The organism is Aeromonas sp. OTU364 (assembly GCF_038440395.1).
In the GTDB taxonomy this organism is placed as follows: Bacteria; Pseudomonadota; Gammaproteobacteria; order Enterobacterales; family Aeromonadaceae; genus Aeromonas.
Genome location: NZ_JASATR010000004.1, coordinates 247,259 through 264,791, shown reverse-complemented (window position 1 = coordinate 264,791; position 17,533 = coordinate 247,259). Strand labels below are relative to the sequence as shown.

The following is a 17,533-nucleotide window of genomic DNA, read 5'->3' as shown; positions in this document are numbered from 1 at the left end:
GACACCGCATTGTTGCTGTACTGAGGGGAGGTGCCTATGTTGAACAAAGATCTAGAAAAGACGCTGAACGAGGCTTTCAAACTGGCCCGTGACGAGCGCCACGAATTCATGACCGTCGAGCACCTGTTGTTAGCCCTGCTGGATAACAGCTCAGCCAATGAGGCGCTGAGTTCGTGTGGTGCGGATGTGGAGCAGATGCGCAAGGAAATTCGCGCATTCATCAATCAAACGACCCCGCTCATCCCCCGCGATGACGAAGACAGAGAAACCCAACCGACCCTTGGCTTCCAGCGCGTGCTGCAACGTGCCGTGTTCCATGTCCAGTCGTCGGGCAATACCGAGGTGAGCGGTGCCAATGTGCTGGTCGCCATCTTCAGCGAGCAGGAGTCCCAGGCCGCCTATTTCCTGAAAAAAGCCGAGATAAGCCGGTTGGACGTGGTGAACTTCCTCTCCCACGGGGTGCGCAAAGACAGCAAGCCCGAGAGTGGCGGCAACAATGCCGAGTCCGATGATGAGGTCTCCTCCGCCCAGATAGAGAGCTTTGCCACCAACCTCAACCAGCTGGTGCTGGAGGGGCGCATCGACCCGCTGATCGGTCGCGATCAGGAGCTGAGTCGCACCATCCAGGTGCTCTGCCGTCGCCGCAAGAACAATCCCTTGCTGGTGGGGGAGGCCGGGGTGGGCAAGACTGCCATCGCCGAGGGGCTGGCCTATCGCATCGTCAAGGGTGATGTGCCCGAGGTGATAGCAAACAGCACCATCTATTCTCTGGACATGGGTTCCCTGCTGGCAGGCACCAAGTACCGCGGCGACTTCGAGAAGCGCCTCAAGGTACTGCTCAAGCAGATCGAGCGCCAGGAAGGGGCCATCCTCTTCATCGACGAGATCCACACCATCATAGGGGCGGGCGCAGCCTCCGGTGGCCAGCTGGATGCGGCCAACCTCATCAAGCCGCTGCTCTCCAATGGTCTGCTGCGCTGTGTGGGATCAACCACTTATCAGGAATATTCCCAGATCTTCGAGAAAGATCGGGCACTGGCGCGCCGCTTCCAGAAGATCGACATCGTCGAGCCGAGCATAGATGACACCACCCGCATCCTGATGGGGCTCAAGAGCCGTTATGAGGCGCACCATGGCGTGCGTTACACCGTCAAGGCCATCCGCGCCGCAGTGGAGCTCTCCGCCAAGTACATCAATGATCGACACCTGCCGGACAAGGCCATCGACGTGATTGACGAGGCGGGGGCGGGGCAACGTCTGTTGCCGGTCAGCAAGCGTAAAAAAGTGATCAATGTGCCGGAGATCGAGGCCATAGTCGCGAAGATTGCCCGCATCCCGGAGAAATCAGTCTCCTCTTCCGACAAAGAAGTGCTGAAGAACCTGGAGCGCAATCTCAAGATGGTGGTGTTCGGCCAGGACAAGGCCATCACTGTATTGACCGATGCCATCCGGCTGTCGCGTTCCGGCCTTGGCAACGAGCGTCGCCCTGTGGGCTGCTTCTTGTTTGCCGGCCCGACCGGGGTGGGCAAGACCGAAGTCACCCAGCAGCTCGGTAAGGCGCTCGGGGTTGAGGTACTGCGTTTTGACATGTCCGAATACATGGAGCGCCATACCGTCTCCCGCCTGATTGGGGCGCCTCCCGGCTATGTGGGCTTCGAGCAGGGCGGCTTGCTGACCGACTCGGTGCTCAAGCATCCCCATTCGGTGGTGCTGCTGGACGAGATCGAGAAGGCGCACCCGGATGTCTTCAACTTGTTGCTGCAAGTGATGGACAACGGCACCCTGACGGACAACAACGGACGCAAGGCCGATTTTCGCAACGTGATCCTGGTGATGACCACCAATGCGGGCGTGCAGGAGACCCAGCGCAAGTCCATTGGCTTCCAGCAGCAGGACATGAGCCACGACGCCATGGCGGTGATCAACAAGACGTTCAGTCCGGAGTTCCGCAACCGGCTCGATCACACCATCTGGTTCAACCATCTGGACATGACGGTGATCCATCAGGTCGTCGACAAGTTCATCGTCGAGCTGCAGGTACAGCTGGATGCCAAAGGGGTGTCACTGGAGGTCTCTGAAGAGGCTCGCCACTGGTTGGCCGAGAAGGGTTATGATCGGGCAATGGGTGCAAGACCCATGGGGCGGGTCATTCAGGAGCACCTCAAGAAGCCGCTGGCCAATGAGATCCTGTTCGGCTCACTGGTCGATGGCGGAGTGGTGAGAGTAGAGCTGGTGAATAACAGCCTCAGCTTTGACTTCCAGGTCAATGTTGAAGCTGTCTCTCACTAAATGTGATTGAGGCCAGAAACGACAAAAAACCCCAACCGCGAGGCTGGGGTTTTTTGCTGAATTCCTGGCTTAGCGAGAGCGGAAAACAATACGTCCCTTGGAGAGATCGTACGGAGTCAGAGCCACCGTTACTTTGTCCCCAGTCAGGATACGGATGTAGTTTTTGCGCATCTTGCCGGAAATATGAGCGATAACCACGTGACCATTTTCCAGTTCCACACGGAACATGGTATTGGGCAAGGTTTCGAGAATGGTACCCTGCATCTCAATACTGTCTTCTTTAGCCATTGAATCCTCTTGATAAGCCACAACAAAAAACCGCTGGATCATGCCGGATTTAAGGCTATGTGTAAAGTTTACTCGGGCTTGGTGTCGATATTTTTCCATTCTCCCTGCACCAGCAGCTCGTGGGGCAGGTACTGGCGCTTGTAATTCATCTTGCGACAGGCCTCCACCAGATAGCCCAGATACAGCCAGCTGCGACCGGTGCGCCTGGCCAGTTCCAACTGGCTCAGAATGGCAAAGGTGCCCAGAGATCGGTCGGCATAGTCCGGATCGAAGAAGGTATACATGGCGCTCATGGAGTGAGGCAGCAGGTCCGTGGTGGCCACCCCGATGAGGCGTCCCTCCTTGCGTATCTCCATGTAGAGCGGTGGCATCCAGTCGCAGTGCAGGAATCCCTTGTATTGGGTCCGGCTCGGCGGGTACATGCTGCCATCGTGATGGCGCTCGCGGATGTAGCGCTCATAGAGCTGGTAATACTCGGGTTTGTCGTCGTAACTCAGTACCAGCTCGAGATCCCGGTTCAGCTGACGAACGCGTTTCTGGCTACGGTTCGGCACGAAACGCTCGCTGTGGATGCGCAGTGACTGGCAGGCGCTGCAGGCCGGGCAATGGGGGCGATAGATGTCGTTGCCACTGCGCCTGAATCCCGCCGTCAGCAGTCGCTCGTAACCGGCCGCATTGAGCAGCTCATGATCCATCAGTACCAGCAACTGCTCTTGCTCATGGCCAAGGTAGCTGCACGGGTGTCTGGGGGTCAGGCCTACCTTGAGGATCACTTCTTCTGTCATAGACTGATTCTCCTCTGCTGCCAGCAACCGTCCTGCAGTGGTTGCCTGATCAGGCTCGCCAATGTGGTCAGAAACCGGCTTCTTGGCCACTCCTGGACCCCCAAGGTGGCCAGGAAGTCGTTCTGCATCTGGCAGTCGATGAGGGCCCCCCCATGGCGTGAAAAGTGACGACAGAGCGCCACCATGGCCAGTTTGGCGCCGTTATCGATGCGGCTGAACATGGATTCACCGCAGAAGAGGCGGCCAAGAGAGAGGCCATAGAGCCCCGCCTGCAACTTACCATCCTGCCAGATCTCGATGGAGTGGGCATGGCCCAGGCGGTGCAACTGCCGATAGGCGTCGATCATGGGGGCGCTTATCCAGGTGCCGCTGGCGCTGCGACGGGGGGCGGCGCAGGCCGCTATCACCTCATCGAAGGCGCTATCGATGGTAATGTCGAAGGGGGTGCGGCGCAGACACTTCTGCAGGCTGCGCCCTATGTGCAGCTCATCGGGTACTATCACCCCCCTGGGATCCGGCGACCACCACAGCAGCGGCTGGTGTGGCTCATTCCACGGAAAGATCCCGCTGTGATAAGCTGCCAGCAATCGAGCAGGGGAGAGATCTCCCCCGATCGCCAGCAGGCCGTTGGGCTCTTCCAGCGCATGGCTGGGGGAGGGAAACCAGCACAGCTCATCATCCAGTTCGGTGAGATAGCGAGACATAAGACAGAGGTTCACAGATGAAGGCCATTATCCTGATAGTATCCAGCTTGCTCGGCTTTGTCACGGCGCCCGCCTGGGCTGCACCCTATGAGCGCAACACGGCGCGCCCCGTGGATCAGGTGGTGTTTGGCCAGGTGGATACGGTGCGCAACATCACCCAGCGTCAGGTGGTGGAGTCCGAGCATACCGGCTGGAAAACCCTGGGTGGCGCCGTGCTGGGGGGGCTGCTTGGCAACCAGTTTGGCGGCGGCCATGGGCGGGAGATCGCCACCGCCGTGGGGGCATTGGCGGGAGCGGCCGCGGTGCAGCACTATCAGTCCGGCGGCAGCGTGGTGGAGAACAAGCTGGTGGAACTCTTGATCCGCAATGAGCAGGACGGGCTCATCAACGTGATCCAGGATTACGATCCGGCCATGGTGTTTGTGAGCGGAGACAAGGTGCGCATCCTCTATTTCAGCGATGGGGTGCGGGTTGACAAGACCTATTGAGAAAACCCGTGGGCGGCAGGGATGGCGTGAGGAGGGAGAATAACCCGGCGGCCGCAAGGGGCGCCGGGCGGTACTACACGGAGCGTCTCACTCGAGACGTGCTCAGGCGTCCTGGGAGACTATCTTGTCACGACCCGTGTTCTTTGCCTGATACAGCTGGCGATCTGCCTCGCAGAGCGCCTCGTCCATGGAGAGCCGCCCGACATTGATGACGCCAAAGCTGGCGCGTACAAACAGCGGCACTTCCCGTGACAGTGGCTGCTGACGCAGCTGTTGCCGCAACCCTTCCAGTCGCTTGAGCAGCACGGGCACCGGGCAGTGGGGCACCATCAGGGCAAACTCCTCGCCACCGAATCGGGCTATCATGGCATCCGGGAAGAACTGGGTGAGCAGCCGGGTCAGGTGGCAGAGCAGCTCATCGCCGATGGCATGGCCCCAGTGATCGTTGACCTGCTTGAAATGATCCACATCGAGCACGCACAGGGCGAGCTGCGCCTGCTGACGCTGATGCTCCTCGAACCACTTCTGCCCCTCGTTGAACCAGTAGCGCCGGTTGTAGAGCCCGGTCAGGTAGTCGCGATTGGCCGACTCCTGGATGCTGTTGAACTGCTCAAGGGCCTCCAGATTGTGGCTGACCCGACACTGCAGCTCCTCGGGCTCGAACGGCTGGTTGAGAAAGTCGTTCGCCCCCTGCTTGAGGTAGCGGGCAGAGAGGCCGTGCTTGTCCGACACCGAGATACCGATGATGGCGAGCTGCTGCTTGCTGTAGCGCTCCCGCAGCATCCGCACCAGGCTGATGCCGTCTATCTCCGGCATGTAGTAATCCACCAGCATCAGGCGAATGGTCGGGTGTTGCTCCAGCAGGGCCAGGGCATCCCGGGCGCAGGTTGCCTCGTGCACCAGCAGCAGCTGCTTGCGCAGCTGGGCGGCGGTGCGATGACGGGAGGTGCGGGAGTCATCCACCACCAGCACCTCGATGGCCTGGTTGAGGTAGAGGCGGTGCACCAGGCTGACGGCGTATTGCAGGGAGTGGCGTGAATCCTTCATCACGTAATCCAGCACTCCGGCCTCCAGCCAGGCTTCCCGTTTCTCCTCGCTGATGTCGGCGGTGAGGATCACCACGGGCAGACCTCGCGCCAGCAGCACGTTGACGGCTTCTCCGCTCGGGGCATCCGGCAGGGTGAGATCCACCAGGGCGACCACGTACTCTTCGCCCTGGCAGTCACGGGCCCCCTCCAGGGTATCGAACGCATCTATCTCCAGCCCGGTTTGCTGCGAAATGGCCTGGGTCAACATGCGGCGCACCGTCAGGCTGTCTTCCACAATCAAAATTTTCCGTTTCATCCGGCTCCTTAAAAGAAAAGGGCATGCCACTTGGCATGCCCTTTATATCCTTGTGCTTATTGTGCGTCCAGATATCGCTCGGCATCCAGGGCCGCCATGCAGCCGGTACCGGCTGAGGTGATCGCCTGACGGTAAACGTGGTCGGCCACGTCGCCGGCGGCAAACACGCCCGGGATGCTGGTCTGGGTCGCAAACCCTTCCAGGCCGCCCCGCACCTTGAGGTAGCCGTTTTCCATCGCCAGCTGGCCTTCGAAGATCTGGGTGTTGGGCTGGTGGCCGATGGCGATGAAGACCCCCATCAGTGGCAGCTCGGAGGTAGAGTCGTCCCGGGTGCTGCGCAGGCGCACGCCGGTCACGCCCATGTTGTCACCCAGCACCTCGTCCAGGGTCTGGTGAGTGTGCAGCACTATGTTGCCGCTCTCGACCTTGTCATTGAGGCGCTTGATCAGGATCTTCTCGGCGCGGAACTCGTCGCGGCGGTGGATGAGGTGCACCTTCTTGGCGATGTTGGCCAGATAGAGCGCCTCTTCCACGGCGGTGTTGCCGCCGCCGACCACGGCCACTTCCTGGTTGCGGTAGAAGAAGCCGTCACAGGTGGCACAGGCGGAGACGCCACGGCCCTTGAAGGACTCCTCGGAAGGCAACCCCAGGTACTTGGCGGAGGCACCGGTGGCGATGATCAGCGCGTCGCAGCTGTATTCACCGTTGTCACCCTTGAGACGGAAGGGGCGCTGGGTCAGCTCCACTTCATTGATGTGATCAAACAGGATGCGGGTATCGAATTTTTCCGCATGCTCTTTCATGCGCTCCATCAGGGCCGGGCCGGTCAGCCCTTCCGCGTCCCCTGGCCAGTTTTCCACCTCAGTAGTGGTGGTCAGCTGACCACCTTGCTGCATGCCGGTGATGAGCAGGGGATTGAGGTTGGCGCGGGCGGCGTAGACGGCGGCGGTGTAACCCGCCGGGCCTGATCCCAGGATCAGCAGTTTGCTATGAGTGACTTGGCTCATGATGTGTTTTCCGAGACGTGATGAGTTTGCGCGATTGTAGGTAATTCGTGATCCGGGGTCAAAGGCCAGGGCGTCGATTGTGGCAATCGCCAAAGAGGGGGGAGGGTGGCCGGATTGCGCCATAAAAAAACCGCCCATCGCGGGCGGATTTTCACTCATCGACGCTCCCTTGCGGGGGCGGGATCAGTTCAGCAGGGTCAGGGGATCCGTGTAGGCCAGGTTGTGCGCCACGGCGACCTCCTTGCAGGTGATCTTGCCCGCCATCACGTTCAGGCCGTGCAACAGGTGGGGATCGCCGAGCAGTGCACCGCGATAGCCCTGTTCCGCCAGCTTGATGATGAAGGGCAGGGTGGCGTTGTTGAGTGCCACTGTGGAGGTGCGCGCCACGGCGCCCGGCATGTTGGCCACGCAGTAGTGCACCACCTCGTCGACGATGAAGGTGGGATCCTCGTGGGTGGTGGCGTGAGAGGTCTCGACGCAGCCGCCCTGATCGATGGCCACGTCCACGATGGCGGAGCCCGGCTTCATGCGTGCAATGTGGTCACGGCTGACAAGTTTTGGCGCAGTGGCGCCCGGCACCAGCACGCCGCCGATGACCAGATCCGCCGCCAGCAGGTGGCGCTCCAGGGTCTCGCGATTGGAGTAGACCACCTTGGCCGCCCCCTGGAACTCGCTGTCAAGACGGCGCAGGGTGTCGATGTTGTTGTCGAGTATGGTCACGTCCGCACGCAGGCCGATGGCCATGCGGGCTGCGTTGGAACCCACTACGCCGCCACCGATGATCACCACCTTCGCCGGCTCCACACCGGGCACACCGCCGAGCAGCACACCGCTGCCGCCGCGGGACTTCTCCAGCGCCTGGGCACCGGCCTGAATAGACATGCGTCCGGCCACTTCCGACATGGGGGCCAGCAGGGGCAGGCCGCCACGGCCGTCGGTGACGGTCTCATAGGCGATGCAGACGGCGCCGCTGTCGACCAGCTCCCGGGTCTGGGCCAGATCTGGCGCCAGGTGCAGGTAGGTAAAGAGGGTCTGGCCCGGACGCAGCATGGCGCGTTCCACCGCCTGGGGCTCCTTGACCTTGACGATCATCTCGGCCTTGGCGAAAACGTCTGCCGCGGAGGCCAGAATTTCGGCTCCGGCAGCCAGATAATCTGCGTCACTGAAGCCAATGCCATTTCCTGCGCCGCTTTGGACGAAAACGGTATGGTTTCGTGCTGTCAGTTCACGTACACTGGCCGGAACCATGCCTACGCGATATTCATGGTTTTTTATTTCCTTAGGTACACCGATAATCATGCTATCCCTCGTCTATCGATTGGTGGTTTATGTTGCCCAGATGTTAAGCGACATTTGCGCCTAGTATATTCAGGTATTGACAGGATTTGTGACCATTATTATAAAATGACTGGTGATTCTTACCAAAAAATAGCCAAAGGATGGAATTAAATGATGGAAGCTAAGAGTCGGCTAAAGGATTTGGACAGGATTGACCGCAACATTCTGAATGAACTGCAAAAGGATGGCAGGATTTCGAACGTTGAGTTGTCCAAACGAGTTGGCCTGAGTCCCACACCGTGTCTGGAACGGGTTCGTCGCCTCGAGCGTCAAGGTTATATCGAAGGATATGCCGCTATTCTGAACCCTCATTATCTGGATGCGTCTCTGCTGGTGTTCGTGGAAATTACCCTCAATCGTGGCGCCCCCGACGTATTCGAACAGTTCAACAAGGCTGTTCAGGTGCTCGAAGAGATCCAGGAGTGCCATCTGGTGTCCGGTGATTTCGACTATCTGCTCAAGACCCGCGTCAGCGACATGTCGGCCTATCGCCGCCTGCTGGGGGAAACCCTGCTGCGTCTGCCCGGCGTCAATGACACCCGTACCTATGTGGTGATGGAAGAGGTCAAGCAGAGCAGCCGTCTGGTGATCAGCACCCGATAAGCGGGATTGTGCTGTGACTTGCAAGCACCACGACGAGTCACGATAGTCAGAAACGAGCGGCCGGTCCGCTCGTTTCTTCTTATTACTGTATTCATGGCCCCGCCCTCAGGCACTGGCTGACAATCGGTGGGCTTTTCAGGGATACTAGGCCCCCTATCCCCGCATTACATGTTTTCAGAAAGGAGCCGGAGTTTGGCCGATAAAAAGCTGTTTACTCCTTTGTCAGGTACGCAACGGATCTTCGAGGCCGTCTTGATCGCCATCACCCTGATGGCTGCCTATCTCTTGCTTGCCCTGTTGACCTACCATCCCGCCGATCCCGGTTGGTCCCAGACCTCCTGGCAGGGAGAAGTGAAGAACCTGGCGGGCAGCGCCGGTGCCTGGCTCGCCGACATCACCATGTTCACCTTCGGGGCTTTCTCGTATCTGGTGCCTCCCCTGGTGGTGCTGCTCGGCTGGAGCCTGTTCTGGCGCCCGAGCCGGCTGCTGGAGGTGGACTATCTCACCCTGTCGGTGCGCATCATCGGCTTCGTCCTGACGGTGCTCGGCATGTCCGCCATCGCCAGCATGAACTTCAATGACTTGCAGAATTTCTCCGCAGGCGGCCTGGTGGGAGACGTGATTGCCTCCGCCGTGGTGCCCCTGTTTGGCGGCGTCGGGGCCAACCTGATGCTGCTCTGCTTCGTGGCCACCGGCATCACCCTGTTCACCGGCTGGTCCTGGCTCACCATAGTCGAGCGGATCGGTGCGACCTGCACCGGCAGCGTCAGCGCCATCTACCATTTCCCGACGACCCTGGGTCGCTGGCTCACCGGCGGCTGGCGCCAGCCCCGTTTTGAGGGGCCGGATCCCCTGCTGGAAGGGGGCGTGGGCGCTCTGGATCTCGACGAAGAAGAGGACGAGCCCCATAGCAGCTGGACGCGCAACCCCAAGGCCAAGGGGAGCCAGAAGTCAAAATCTGACGAATGGCTGCCGGAGCTCGATGACGACACCTTCCAGTTCGATCCGCAATTCGATGATGAAGAAGACGAGCCGGCGCCCGTGGCCAGACCCAAGCGCGCCGCCGTTGCCACTGCCCGCCGTCAGCCGGCCCTGGCCGATGACGGGGATGACGAGCTCGATCTGCCCTGGGCGGAAGGGGAGGAGGCTGACGCGCCAGCGGTGGCCGCACCGGTCAAGCCCAAGCGTCGCCCCCAGCCCGCCATGGCGCCGCTGCCGAGCATAGAGCTGCTCGACCGCCCGCCCGCCAAGACCCAGATGATGAGCAAGGACGAGCTGGACCGCATGGGCCGGCTGGTGGAGGCGAAACTCGCCGACTACAACGTCCAGGCCAAGGTGGTCGGCGTCTATCCGGGCCCGGTCATCACCCGCTTCGAGCTGGATCTGGCGCCGGGCATGAAGGCGAGCAAGATCACCAACCTGTCGCGGGATCTCGCCCGTTCCCTCTCCGCCAGCAGCGTGCGAGTGGTGGAGGTTATCCCGGGCAAGACTTTCGTCGGCATCGAGCTGCCCAACCGGGTGCGCCAGACCGTCTACCTGCGTGAGACCCTGGACTGCGAGGCCTTCTCTGGCAGCCACAATCCGCTGACCATGGGGCTGGGGCAGGACATTGCGGGGGAACCCGTGGTGGTGAACCTGGCCAAGATGCCCCACCTGCTGGTGGCCGGTACCACGGGTTCCGGCAAGTCGGTGGGGGTCAACACCATGATCATCTCCATGCTCTACAAGTCGACACCGGACGATCTGCGCTTCATCATGATCGACCCCAAGATGCTGGAACTCTCGGTCTACGAAGGTATCCCCCATCTGCTGACCGAGGTGGTCACCGACATGAAGGACGCCGCCAACGCCCTGCGCTGGTGCGTCGGCGAGATGGAGCGTCGCTACAAGCTGATGTCCGCAGTCGGGGTGCGCAACCTCAAGGGTTACAACGACAAGGTGCTGGCGGCCGCCGCCGAGGGCGAGCCCCTGCGGGATCCCCTGTGGCGTCCGGGTGACTCCATGGATCAGATGCCGCCTGAGCTGGAAAAACTGCCCCACATAGTGGTGGTGGTGGACGAGTTCGCCGACATGATGATGATCGTCGGCAAGAAGGTGGAAGAGCTCATCGCCCGTATCGCCCAGAAGGCGCGGGCGGCCGGTATTCACCTCATTCTGGCGACCCAGCGCCCCTCGGTGGATGTGATCACTGGCCTCATCAAGGCCAACATCCCGACCCGGATCTCCTTCCAGGTGTCGAGCAAGATAGATTCCCGCACCATCCTGGATCAGGGCGGCGCCGAATCCCTGCTCGGCATGGGGGACATGCTCTACATGCCCGCCGGCACCTCCAACCCGACCCGGGTCCACGGCGCCTTCGTCGATGACCACGAGGTGCACAAGGTGGTGGCGGACTGGAAACTGCGCGGTGAGCCGAACTACATCGAGGAGATCCTCTCCGGTGAGTCGGACGGCGAGGGTGGTGGTGGCGAGTACGGCGGTGGGGGTGACGAGGAGCTGGATCCCCTGTTCGACGAGGCGGTCGCCTTCGTGGTGGAATCCCGCCGTGGCTCGACCTCCAGCGTGCAGCGCAAGTTCAAGATTGGTTACAACCGGGCGGCCCGTCTCATCGAGCAGATGGAAAACCAGGGCATCGTCAGCTCTCCGGGGGGCAACGGCCAGCGCGACGTGCTGGCACCGCCCCCGGTGCGTGATTAAGCCTTCATATCATCCTGGCCATGTCTGCGGACATGGCCTTTTATCTGACCCTCTTCAACGGGAATCGCGATGAAAAAAGCATTATTGATGGGTTCTGTACTGTTGCTCGCCAGCAGCCAGGTGTGGGCCGATGCGGCCAGCGATCTCAAGCAGAAGCTGACGGGTGTCAGCCTGTTCTCGGCCAAGTTTGCCCAGACCGTCTATGACAGCAAGGGCAAGGAGCTGCAGAAGGCGAGCGGCTCCCTGCTGGTGCAGCGCCCGAACCGCTTCAACTGGCACACCACTGCCCCGGACGAGAGCCTGATCGTGGCGGACGGCAAGGATGTGTGGGTCTATGATCCCTTCGTCGAGCAGGTCACCGCCCTCAAGATGAAGGATGCGGTGCTCAACACCCCCTTCGTGCTGATCGCCGGCAACGATGTCGGGCTCTGGAAGAACTACGACGTGACCCAGGAAGGGGACGTCTACACAGTCACCAGCCGCAACAAGGACGAGCTGATCGCCTCCTTCCGCATCACCTTCGACCGTCAGAACAACATCAGCCGGTTCGACGTGAAAGAGGCCCAGGGGCAGTGGAGCGAATTCGTCTTGAGCAGCTTCAACCGCAAGCCGGTGCTCAAGGGCAACGAGTTCGTGTTCAAGATACCCAAGGGGGTCGCACTGGACGATCAGCGCTGATGAGCAGGCGGTCGCTGGATTTATCGTCAGCCCGTCTGTCAACGGCGACGGGCGTGACGCTGGGGTCAATAGAGATGAGTAACCTCTTGTTGGATGTCGCGTCGGCCCGTTTTTCCATGGCGGTATGCGTGATACTGAACGGTCAATACAGATGAGCAACTTGTCGCTGGATTTCTCGTCGGACTTTCGTCCGCTGGCGGCCAGGATGCGGCCGCAAACCCTGGATCAGTACATAGGCCAGCAGCACATCCTGGGGGCCGACAAGCCCCTGCGCAAGGCGATCCTGGCGGGGCACTGCCACTCCATGATCCTGTGGGGACCGCCCGGCACCGGCAAGACCACCCTCGCCGAGCTGATGGCCCACTACTGCCAGGCCGAGGTGGAGCGGCTCTCCGCGGTCACCTCCGGCATCAAGGAGATCCGCGCCGCCATCGACAAGGCGAAGGAGAACAGCTGGCGCGGGGTGCGCACCATCCTCTTCGTGGACGAGGTGCACCGCTTCAACAAGAGCCAGCAGGATGTGTTCCTGCCCCACATCGAAGACGGCACCATCACCTTCATCGGCGCCACCACCGAAAACCCCTCGTTCGAACTCAACAACGCACTGCTCTCCCGGGCCCGGGTCTATCTGCTCAAACGGCTGGAGGAGGAAGACATCCTCGCCATGCTCGATCAGGCGATGCAGGACCCCCGTGGCCTCAACGACCCGAGCCTCACCTTTGCCCCCGGGGTGAAGGCGGCGCTGGCCAAAGCCGTGGATGGAGACGGGCGCAAGTCCCTCAACTACCTGGAGCTCTTGGCCGACATGGCCGAGGCCAATGGGGCAGGGGAGAGGGTGATCGACAGCGCCCTGCTCGCCGCCGTGGTGGGGGAGCACGTGGCGCGCTTCGACAAGGGGGGGGATCACTTCTACGACCTCATCTCGGCGGTGCACAAGTCCATTCGCGGCTCGGCGCCGGATGCGGCCCTCTACTGGTATGCCCGCATGGTGAGCGCCGGTTGCGATCCGCTCTATATTGCACGCCGCTTGCTGGCCATTGCCTCGGAAGACGTGGGCAACGCCGATCCCCGCGCCATGCAGGTGGCGCTCTCGGCCTGGGACTGCTTCCACCGCATCGGTCCGGCGGAAGGGGAGCGGGCCATCGCCCAGGCCATCGTCTACCTCGCCTGCGCCCCCAAGAGCAATGCGGTCTACACCGCCTGGAAGGCGGCGCTCAATGACGCCAAAAACCTGCCGGACTTCGAGGTGCCGCCGCACCTGCGCAACGCCCCCACCAGGCTGATGAGCGAGCTCGGCTATGGCGCCGAGTACCGCTACGCCCACGACGAACCCGGGGCCTATGCCGCCGGCGAGGAGTACTTCCCCCCCGAGCTGGCGGGCAAGCACTACTACCAGCCCACCGATCGGGGCCTCGAGAAGCAGATCGCCCAGAAGCTCGACTATCTGCGCGAGCTGGACCGGCAGAGCCCGCGCCAGAGAGACAAGTAAGGGCGGGTTGCCGGGCGGCATGGGGATCCCTCGGATCGGCGAAGATAAGCCTGCCGATGCCGTCAAACTTGGCAAAAACGACAGCAATACGCCCTGTTCGGGCGGGGGGGCGGTCTGCTACACTGCCCCTCTGACCCCGCTTGTCTTGGCCTTGCACCATCTTCTTGATTTCGAAGGCCCGATTCCGAAGACATAGGGGTGCGCCAACCGATGTTAACTTCCGGATCTGTTTTCTCGCCAGGGTGGATGACCCAGGCCCAGATCCCATTAAAAAAAGTAGGTAAACCATGCTGGATCCCAAATATCTGCGCAGCGATATCGAAGAGGCCGCCGCTCGTCTGGCTGCACGTGGCTACGCGCTGGACGTAGCGGCTGTCAATGCTCTGGAAGAGAAACGCAAGGATCTGCAGTCCCGTACCCAGGAGCTGCAGGCCGAGCGCAACGCCCGCTCCAAGTCCATCGGTGAGGCTGCCCGTCGCGGCGAAGATGTGGCTCCGCTCAAGGCCGAGGTGACCAAGATCAACGACGAGCTGGAGACCAGCAAGGTCGCGCTCGAGGCACTGCTGGCCGACATCAAGGCCATCTCGGACGCCATCCCCAACCTGCCGAGCGACACCACCCCGGTGGGCCGCGACGAGAACGACAACGTGGAAGTGCGCCGCTGGGGCACCCCGCGCGAGTTCGACTTCCCGGTACGGGATCACATCGACATAGGTGAAGCGGTCAAGGGCGTGGACTTCAAGAACGGCGTCAAGCTCTCCGGTGCCCGCTTCGTGGTGATGAAAGGTCAGATTGCCCGCCTGCACCGCGCCCTGGCGCAGTTCATGCTGGACCTGCACACCCTGCAGCACGGCTACACCGAATGCTACGTGCCCTACCTGGTGAACCCGGACAGCCTGTACGGCACCGGCCAGCTGCCGAAATTCTCCCAAGATCTCTTCAACACAGGTATCGAGGGTGAAGGGGAAGACGAGGGCAAGGTGCGCAAGTTCTCCCTGATCCCGACCTCCGAAGTGCCGCTCACCAACATGGCCCGCGACGAGATCTTCGACGAGCAGGAACTGCCCATCAAGATGACGGCCCACAGCCCCTGCTTCCGCTCCGAAGCGGGCTCTTATGGTCGTGACACCCGGGGCCTCATCCGCATGCACCAGTTCGACAAGGTCGAGATGGTCCAGCTGGTGCACCCGGAGAAGTCCTGGGATGCGCTGGAAGAGATGGTGGGTCACGCCGAGAAGGTGCTGCAACTGCTGGAGCTGCCCTATCGCGTGATGGCGCTCTGCACCGGTGACATGGGCTTCTGCGCCGCCAAGACCTACGATCTGGAAGTCTGGCTGCCGGCCCAGAACACCTACCGCGAGATCTCGTCGGTCTCCAACTGCACCGACTTCCAGGCGCGCCGCATGCAGGCCCGTGTGCGTGTGGACGGCAAGCCGCAGCTGCTGCACACCCTGAACGGCTCCGGCCTCGCGGTGGGCCGCACCCTGGTGGCGGTGATCGAGAACTACCAGCAGGAAGACGGCCGCATCGCCATCCCGGCGGCGCTGCAGTCCTACATGGGCGGCCTGACCCACATCGGCTAAGCCCCCCTTGCTGACCACAACGCCATGGCCATGCCATGGCGTTGTGCATTTGGGTGCCAGCCGCCCCCGGCAGGGGTGAGGAGCGGTCTCCTTCGGCGCTCCATTGAACCTTTAACACATTTTTATCAAGCATTGCGCAATCGTTTTTGTTAGACTGCGCCGCAATTTCGCAGGACATCTTTTTCTATGGTCTGGATTGATTACGCCATCATCGGCATCGTCGGTTTCTCTGCCCTCATCAGCCTGGTGCGCGGCTTCCTGAAGGAAGCCATGTCCCTCGTCACCTGGTTCGTCGCCTTTTTCATTGCCAGCCATTTCTATCCGGATCTCGCCGTCTACTTCACCTCCTTCTCCGACGCCATGGTGCGCAACGGCCTGGCCATCGCCGCCCTCTTCGTGGCGACCCTGATCCTGGGGAGCGTGGTCAACTACGTGGTGGGCTTGCTGGTGGAAAAGACGGGACTCTCCGGCACGGATCGGGTGCTGGGGGTCTGTTTTGGCGCCATTCGCGGGGTACTGATCGTCAGTGCCCTGCTGTTTTTTATGGATACCTTCACCAGCCTCTCCCAGAGCGACTGGTGGGTGGCGTCCAAGCTGGTTCCCGAGTTCAAGCCGGTGATCCAGTGGTTTTTCGGGTTCATGCTGAACTCGTCCAGTTTTCTTCAACAGGTACAGTGACTTCGAGGTAGCAAAGACATGTGCGGTATTGTCGGTATAGTTGGCACCACCCCCGTCAATCAGGCCCTCTACGACGCCTTGACGGTGTTGCAGCACAGGGGACAGGATGCCGCCGGGATCGTGACCATTGACAGTGGAAACTTCCGGCAACGCAAGGCCAACGGCCTGGTGAAGGATGTGTTTGAAGTGCGCCACATGCAGCGACTGAAGGGGCATATCGGCATAGGACATGTCAGATATCCCACCGCAGGCAGCTCCAGTGCCGCTGAAGCCCAACCCTTTTACGTGAACTCGCCCTACGGCATGGTGCTGGCCCATAACGGCAACCTCACCAACGCCAAGGATCTCAAGGAGCAGCAGTTCAAGGTGGCCCGCCGCCACATCAACACCACCTCGGACTCCGAAGTGCTGCTGAACGTGCTGGCCCACGAGCTGGATCTGTGCGACAAGATGGCGCTGGCCCCTGCGGACATCTTCTCTGCGGTGCGCAAGGTGCACCAGCAGATCCGCGGCGCCTATGCCGTGGTGTCCCTGGTGATCGGCCACGGCCTCATCGGCTTTCGCGATCCCAACGGCATCCGTCCGCTGATCCTGGGCCGCCGCGCCGACGAGCAGGGCCAGGTGGAGTACATGCTCGCCTCCGAGAGCGTGGCCCTCGACGCCATCGGTTTCGAGACGGTGCGTGACGTCGCCCCGGGCGAGGCCATCTACATCACAGAGCAGGGCCAGCTCTTCTCCGAGCAGTGTGCGGAGAACCCCCAGATGAGCTCCTGCATCTTCGAGTACGTCTACTTCGCCCGCCCCGATTCGTGCATCGACAAGGTCTCCGTCTACGCCGCCCGTCTCAACATGGGCCGCAAGCTGGGCAAGAAGATTGCACGGGAGTGGGAAGATCTCGACGTGGACGTGGTCATCCCCATCCCCGAGACCTCCTGCGATGTGGCGCTGGAGATCGCCCACACCCTGGGCCTGCCTTACCGTCAGGGCTTCGTGAAGAACCGCTACATAGGCCGTACCTTCATCATGCCGGGCCAGACCCAGCGCAAGAAGTCGGTGCGCCGCAAGCTCAACGCCATCAGCTCCGAATTCAAGGGCAAGAAGGTGTTGCTGGTGGATGACTCCATCGTCCGTGGCACCACCTCCGAGCAGATCATCCAGATGGCCCGTGAAGCAGGGGCGGCCAAGGTCTACTTCGCCTCGGCGGCACCGGAAATCCGCTTCCCCAACGTCTACGGCATCGACATGCCCACCGCCAACGAGCTGATCGCCCACGGCCGTGAAGTGGAAGAGGTGTGCAAGCTGATCGGCGCCGATGGCCTGATTTTCCAGGATCTGGAAGATCTGGAAGAGGCGGTGCGGGAGATCAACCCCGAGCTGCGCCACTTCGAGACCTCGGTGTTCAATGGCCACTACGTGACCTCGGACGTGGATCAGGGCTATCTGGACCACCTGAACGCCCTGCGCAACGACGACAGCAAGGCGGTGCGCGAGTGGCAGGAAGGGACCAGCAACCTGGAGATCTTCAACGAAGGCAGTTAAACGTTTTCTGACTGTCATCGACA

The 17,533-nt window shown here is 61.3% G+C and carries 15 protein-coding genes; 9 read left to right on the top strand and 6 right to left on the bottom strand.

Annotated elements, in window-relative coordinates:
* Positions 1 to 36: 36 nt before the first annotated feature.
* A complete protein-coding gene (gene clpA, locus AAHB08_RS07165) occupies positions 37 to 2,289 on the top strand; it encodes an ATP-dependent Clp protease ATP-binding subunit ClpA (protein WP_342058529.1) in 2,253 nt (750 codons plus the stop codon).
* Between the two features lie 69 nt (positions 2,290 to 2,358).
* On the opposite strand, the gene infA is transcribed toward clpA, so the two are convergent.
* The 3 genes from infA to aat form a co-directional block, all read right to left on the bottom strand.
* Positions 2,359 to 2,577 (bottom strand): translation initiation factor IF-1, encoded by a 219-nt coding sequence (gene infA / locus AAHB08_RS07160; protein ID WP_005300033.1) that lies wholly within the window; start codon positions 2,575 to 2,577, stop codon positions 2,359 to 2,361.
* A 68-nt stretch (positions 2,578 to 2,645) separates the two neighbouring features.
* Positions 2,646 to 3,362: an arginyltransferase gene (locus AAHB08_RS07155; protein ID WP_139435447.1), complete on the bottom strand. Its 717-nt coding sequence runs from the start codon at positions 3,360 to 3,362 to the stop codon at positions 2,646 to 2,648.
* Entirely contained in the window at positions 3,359 to 4,066 is a 708-nt protein-coding gene (aat, locus tag AAHB08_RS07150) for a leucyl/phenylalanyl-tRNA--protein transferase (RefSeq protein ID WP_319916923.1), read from the bottom strand. Before aat ends, AAHB08_RS07155 begins: the two co-directional genes overlap by 4 nt.
* A gap of 17 nt (positions 4,067 to 4,083) precedes the next feature.
* Between aat and AAHB08_RS07145 the strand changes: the two genes are divergently transcribed.
* Positions 4,084 to 4,554, top strand: a complete 471-nt coding sequence (locus AAHB08_RS07145; protein WP_342058528.1) for a glycine zipper 2TM domain-containing protein — start codon at positions 4,084 to 4,086, stop codon at positions 4,552 to 4,554.
* A gap of 102 nt (positions 4,555 to 4,656) precedes the next feature.
* On the opposite strand, the gene AAHB08_RS07140 is transcribed toward AAHB08_RS07145, so the two are convergent.
* From AAHB08_RS07140 to ald, 3 genes are all read right to left on the bottom strand, one after another.
* Positions 4,657 to 5,898: a diguanylate cyclase gene (locus tag AAHB08_RS07140; RefSeq protein WP_342058527.1), complete on the bottom strand. Its 1,242-nt coding sequence runs from the start codon at positions 5,896 to 5,898 to the stop codon at positions 4,657 to 4,659.
* A 56-nt stretch (positions 5,899 to 5,954) separates the two neighbouring features.
* Entirely contained in the window at positions 5,955 to 6,905 is a 951-nt protein-coding gene (trxB, locus tag AAHB08_RS07135; protein WP_139435455.1) for a thioredoxin-disulfide reductase, read from the bottom strand.
* 183 nt (positions 6,906 to 7,088) lie between these two features.
* Positions 7,089 to 8,204 (bottom strand): alanine dehydrogenase, encoded by a 1,116-nt coding sequence (gene ald, locus AAHB08_RS07130; protein WP_205641603.1) that lies wholly within the window; start codon positions 8,202 to 8,204, stop codon positions 7,089 to 7,091.
* 150 nt (positions 8,205 to 8,354) lie between these two features.
* Between ald and lrp the strand changes: the two genes are divergently transcribed.
* The 7 genes from lrp (at position 8,355) to purF (ending at position 17,510) form a co-directional block, all read left to right on the top strand.
* Entirely contained in the window at positions 8,355 to 8,846 is a 492-nt protein-coding gene (gene lrp, locus AAHB08_RS07125) for a leucine-responsive transcriptional regulator Lrp (RefSeq protein WP_005300047.1), read from the top strand.
* A gap of 192 nt (positions 8,847 to 9,038) precedes the next feature.
* Positions 9,039 to 11,543, top strand: coding sequence for a DNA translocase FtsK (locus AAHB08_RS07120; RefSeq protein WP_307764552.1), 2,505 nt, complete (start codon positions 9,039 to 9,041; stop codon positions 11,541 to 11,543).
* A 69-nt stretch (positions 11,544 to 11,612) separates the two neighbouring features.
* Entirely contained in the window at positions 11,613 to 12,221 is a 609-nt protein-coding gene (gene lolA / locus AAHB08_RS07115; protein ID WP_139435460.1) for an outer membrane lipoprotein chaperone LolA, read from the top strand.
* Positions 12,222 to 12,372: 151 nt separating this feature from the next.
* A complete protein-coding gene (locus tag AAHB08_RS07110) occupies positions 12,373 to 13,710 on the top strand; it encodes a replication-associated recombination protein A (protein WP_446699516.1) in 1,338 nt (445 codons plus the stop codon).
* A 287-nt stretch (positions 13,711 to 13,997) separates the two neighbouring features.
* A complete protein-coding gene (serS, locus tag AAHB08_RS07105) occupies positions 13,998 to 15,293 on the top strand; it encodes a serine--tRNA ligase (RefSeq protein ID WP_139435466.1) in 1,296 nt (431 codons plus the stop codon).
* Between the two features lie 186 nt (positions 15,294 to 15,479).
* Positions 15,480 to 15,971, top strand: coding sequence for a CvpA family protein (locus AAHB08_RS07100; protein ID WP_005325372.1), 492 nt, complete (start codon positions 15,480 to 15,482; stop codon positions 15,969 to 15,971).
* A gap of 18 nt (positions 15,972 to 15,989) precedes the next feature.
* Positions 15,990 to 17,510 carry an amidophosphoribosyltransferase gene (purF, locus tag AAHB08_RS07095; protein ID WP_139435468.1) on the top strand — a complete coding sequence of 507 codons (1,521 nt, stop codon included), beginning with the start codon at positions 15,990 to 15,992 and terminating at the stop codon, positions 17,508 to 17,510.
* Positions 17,511 to 17,533 lie beyond the last annotated feature (23 nt).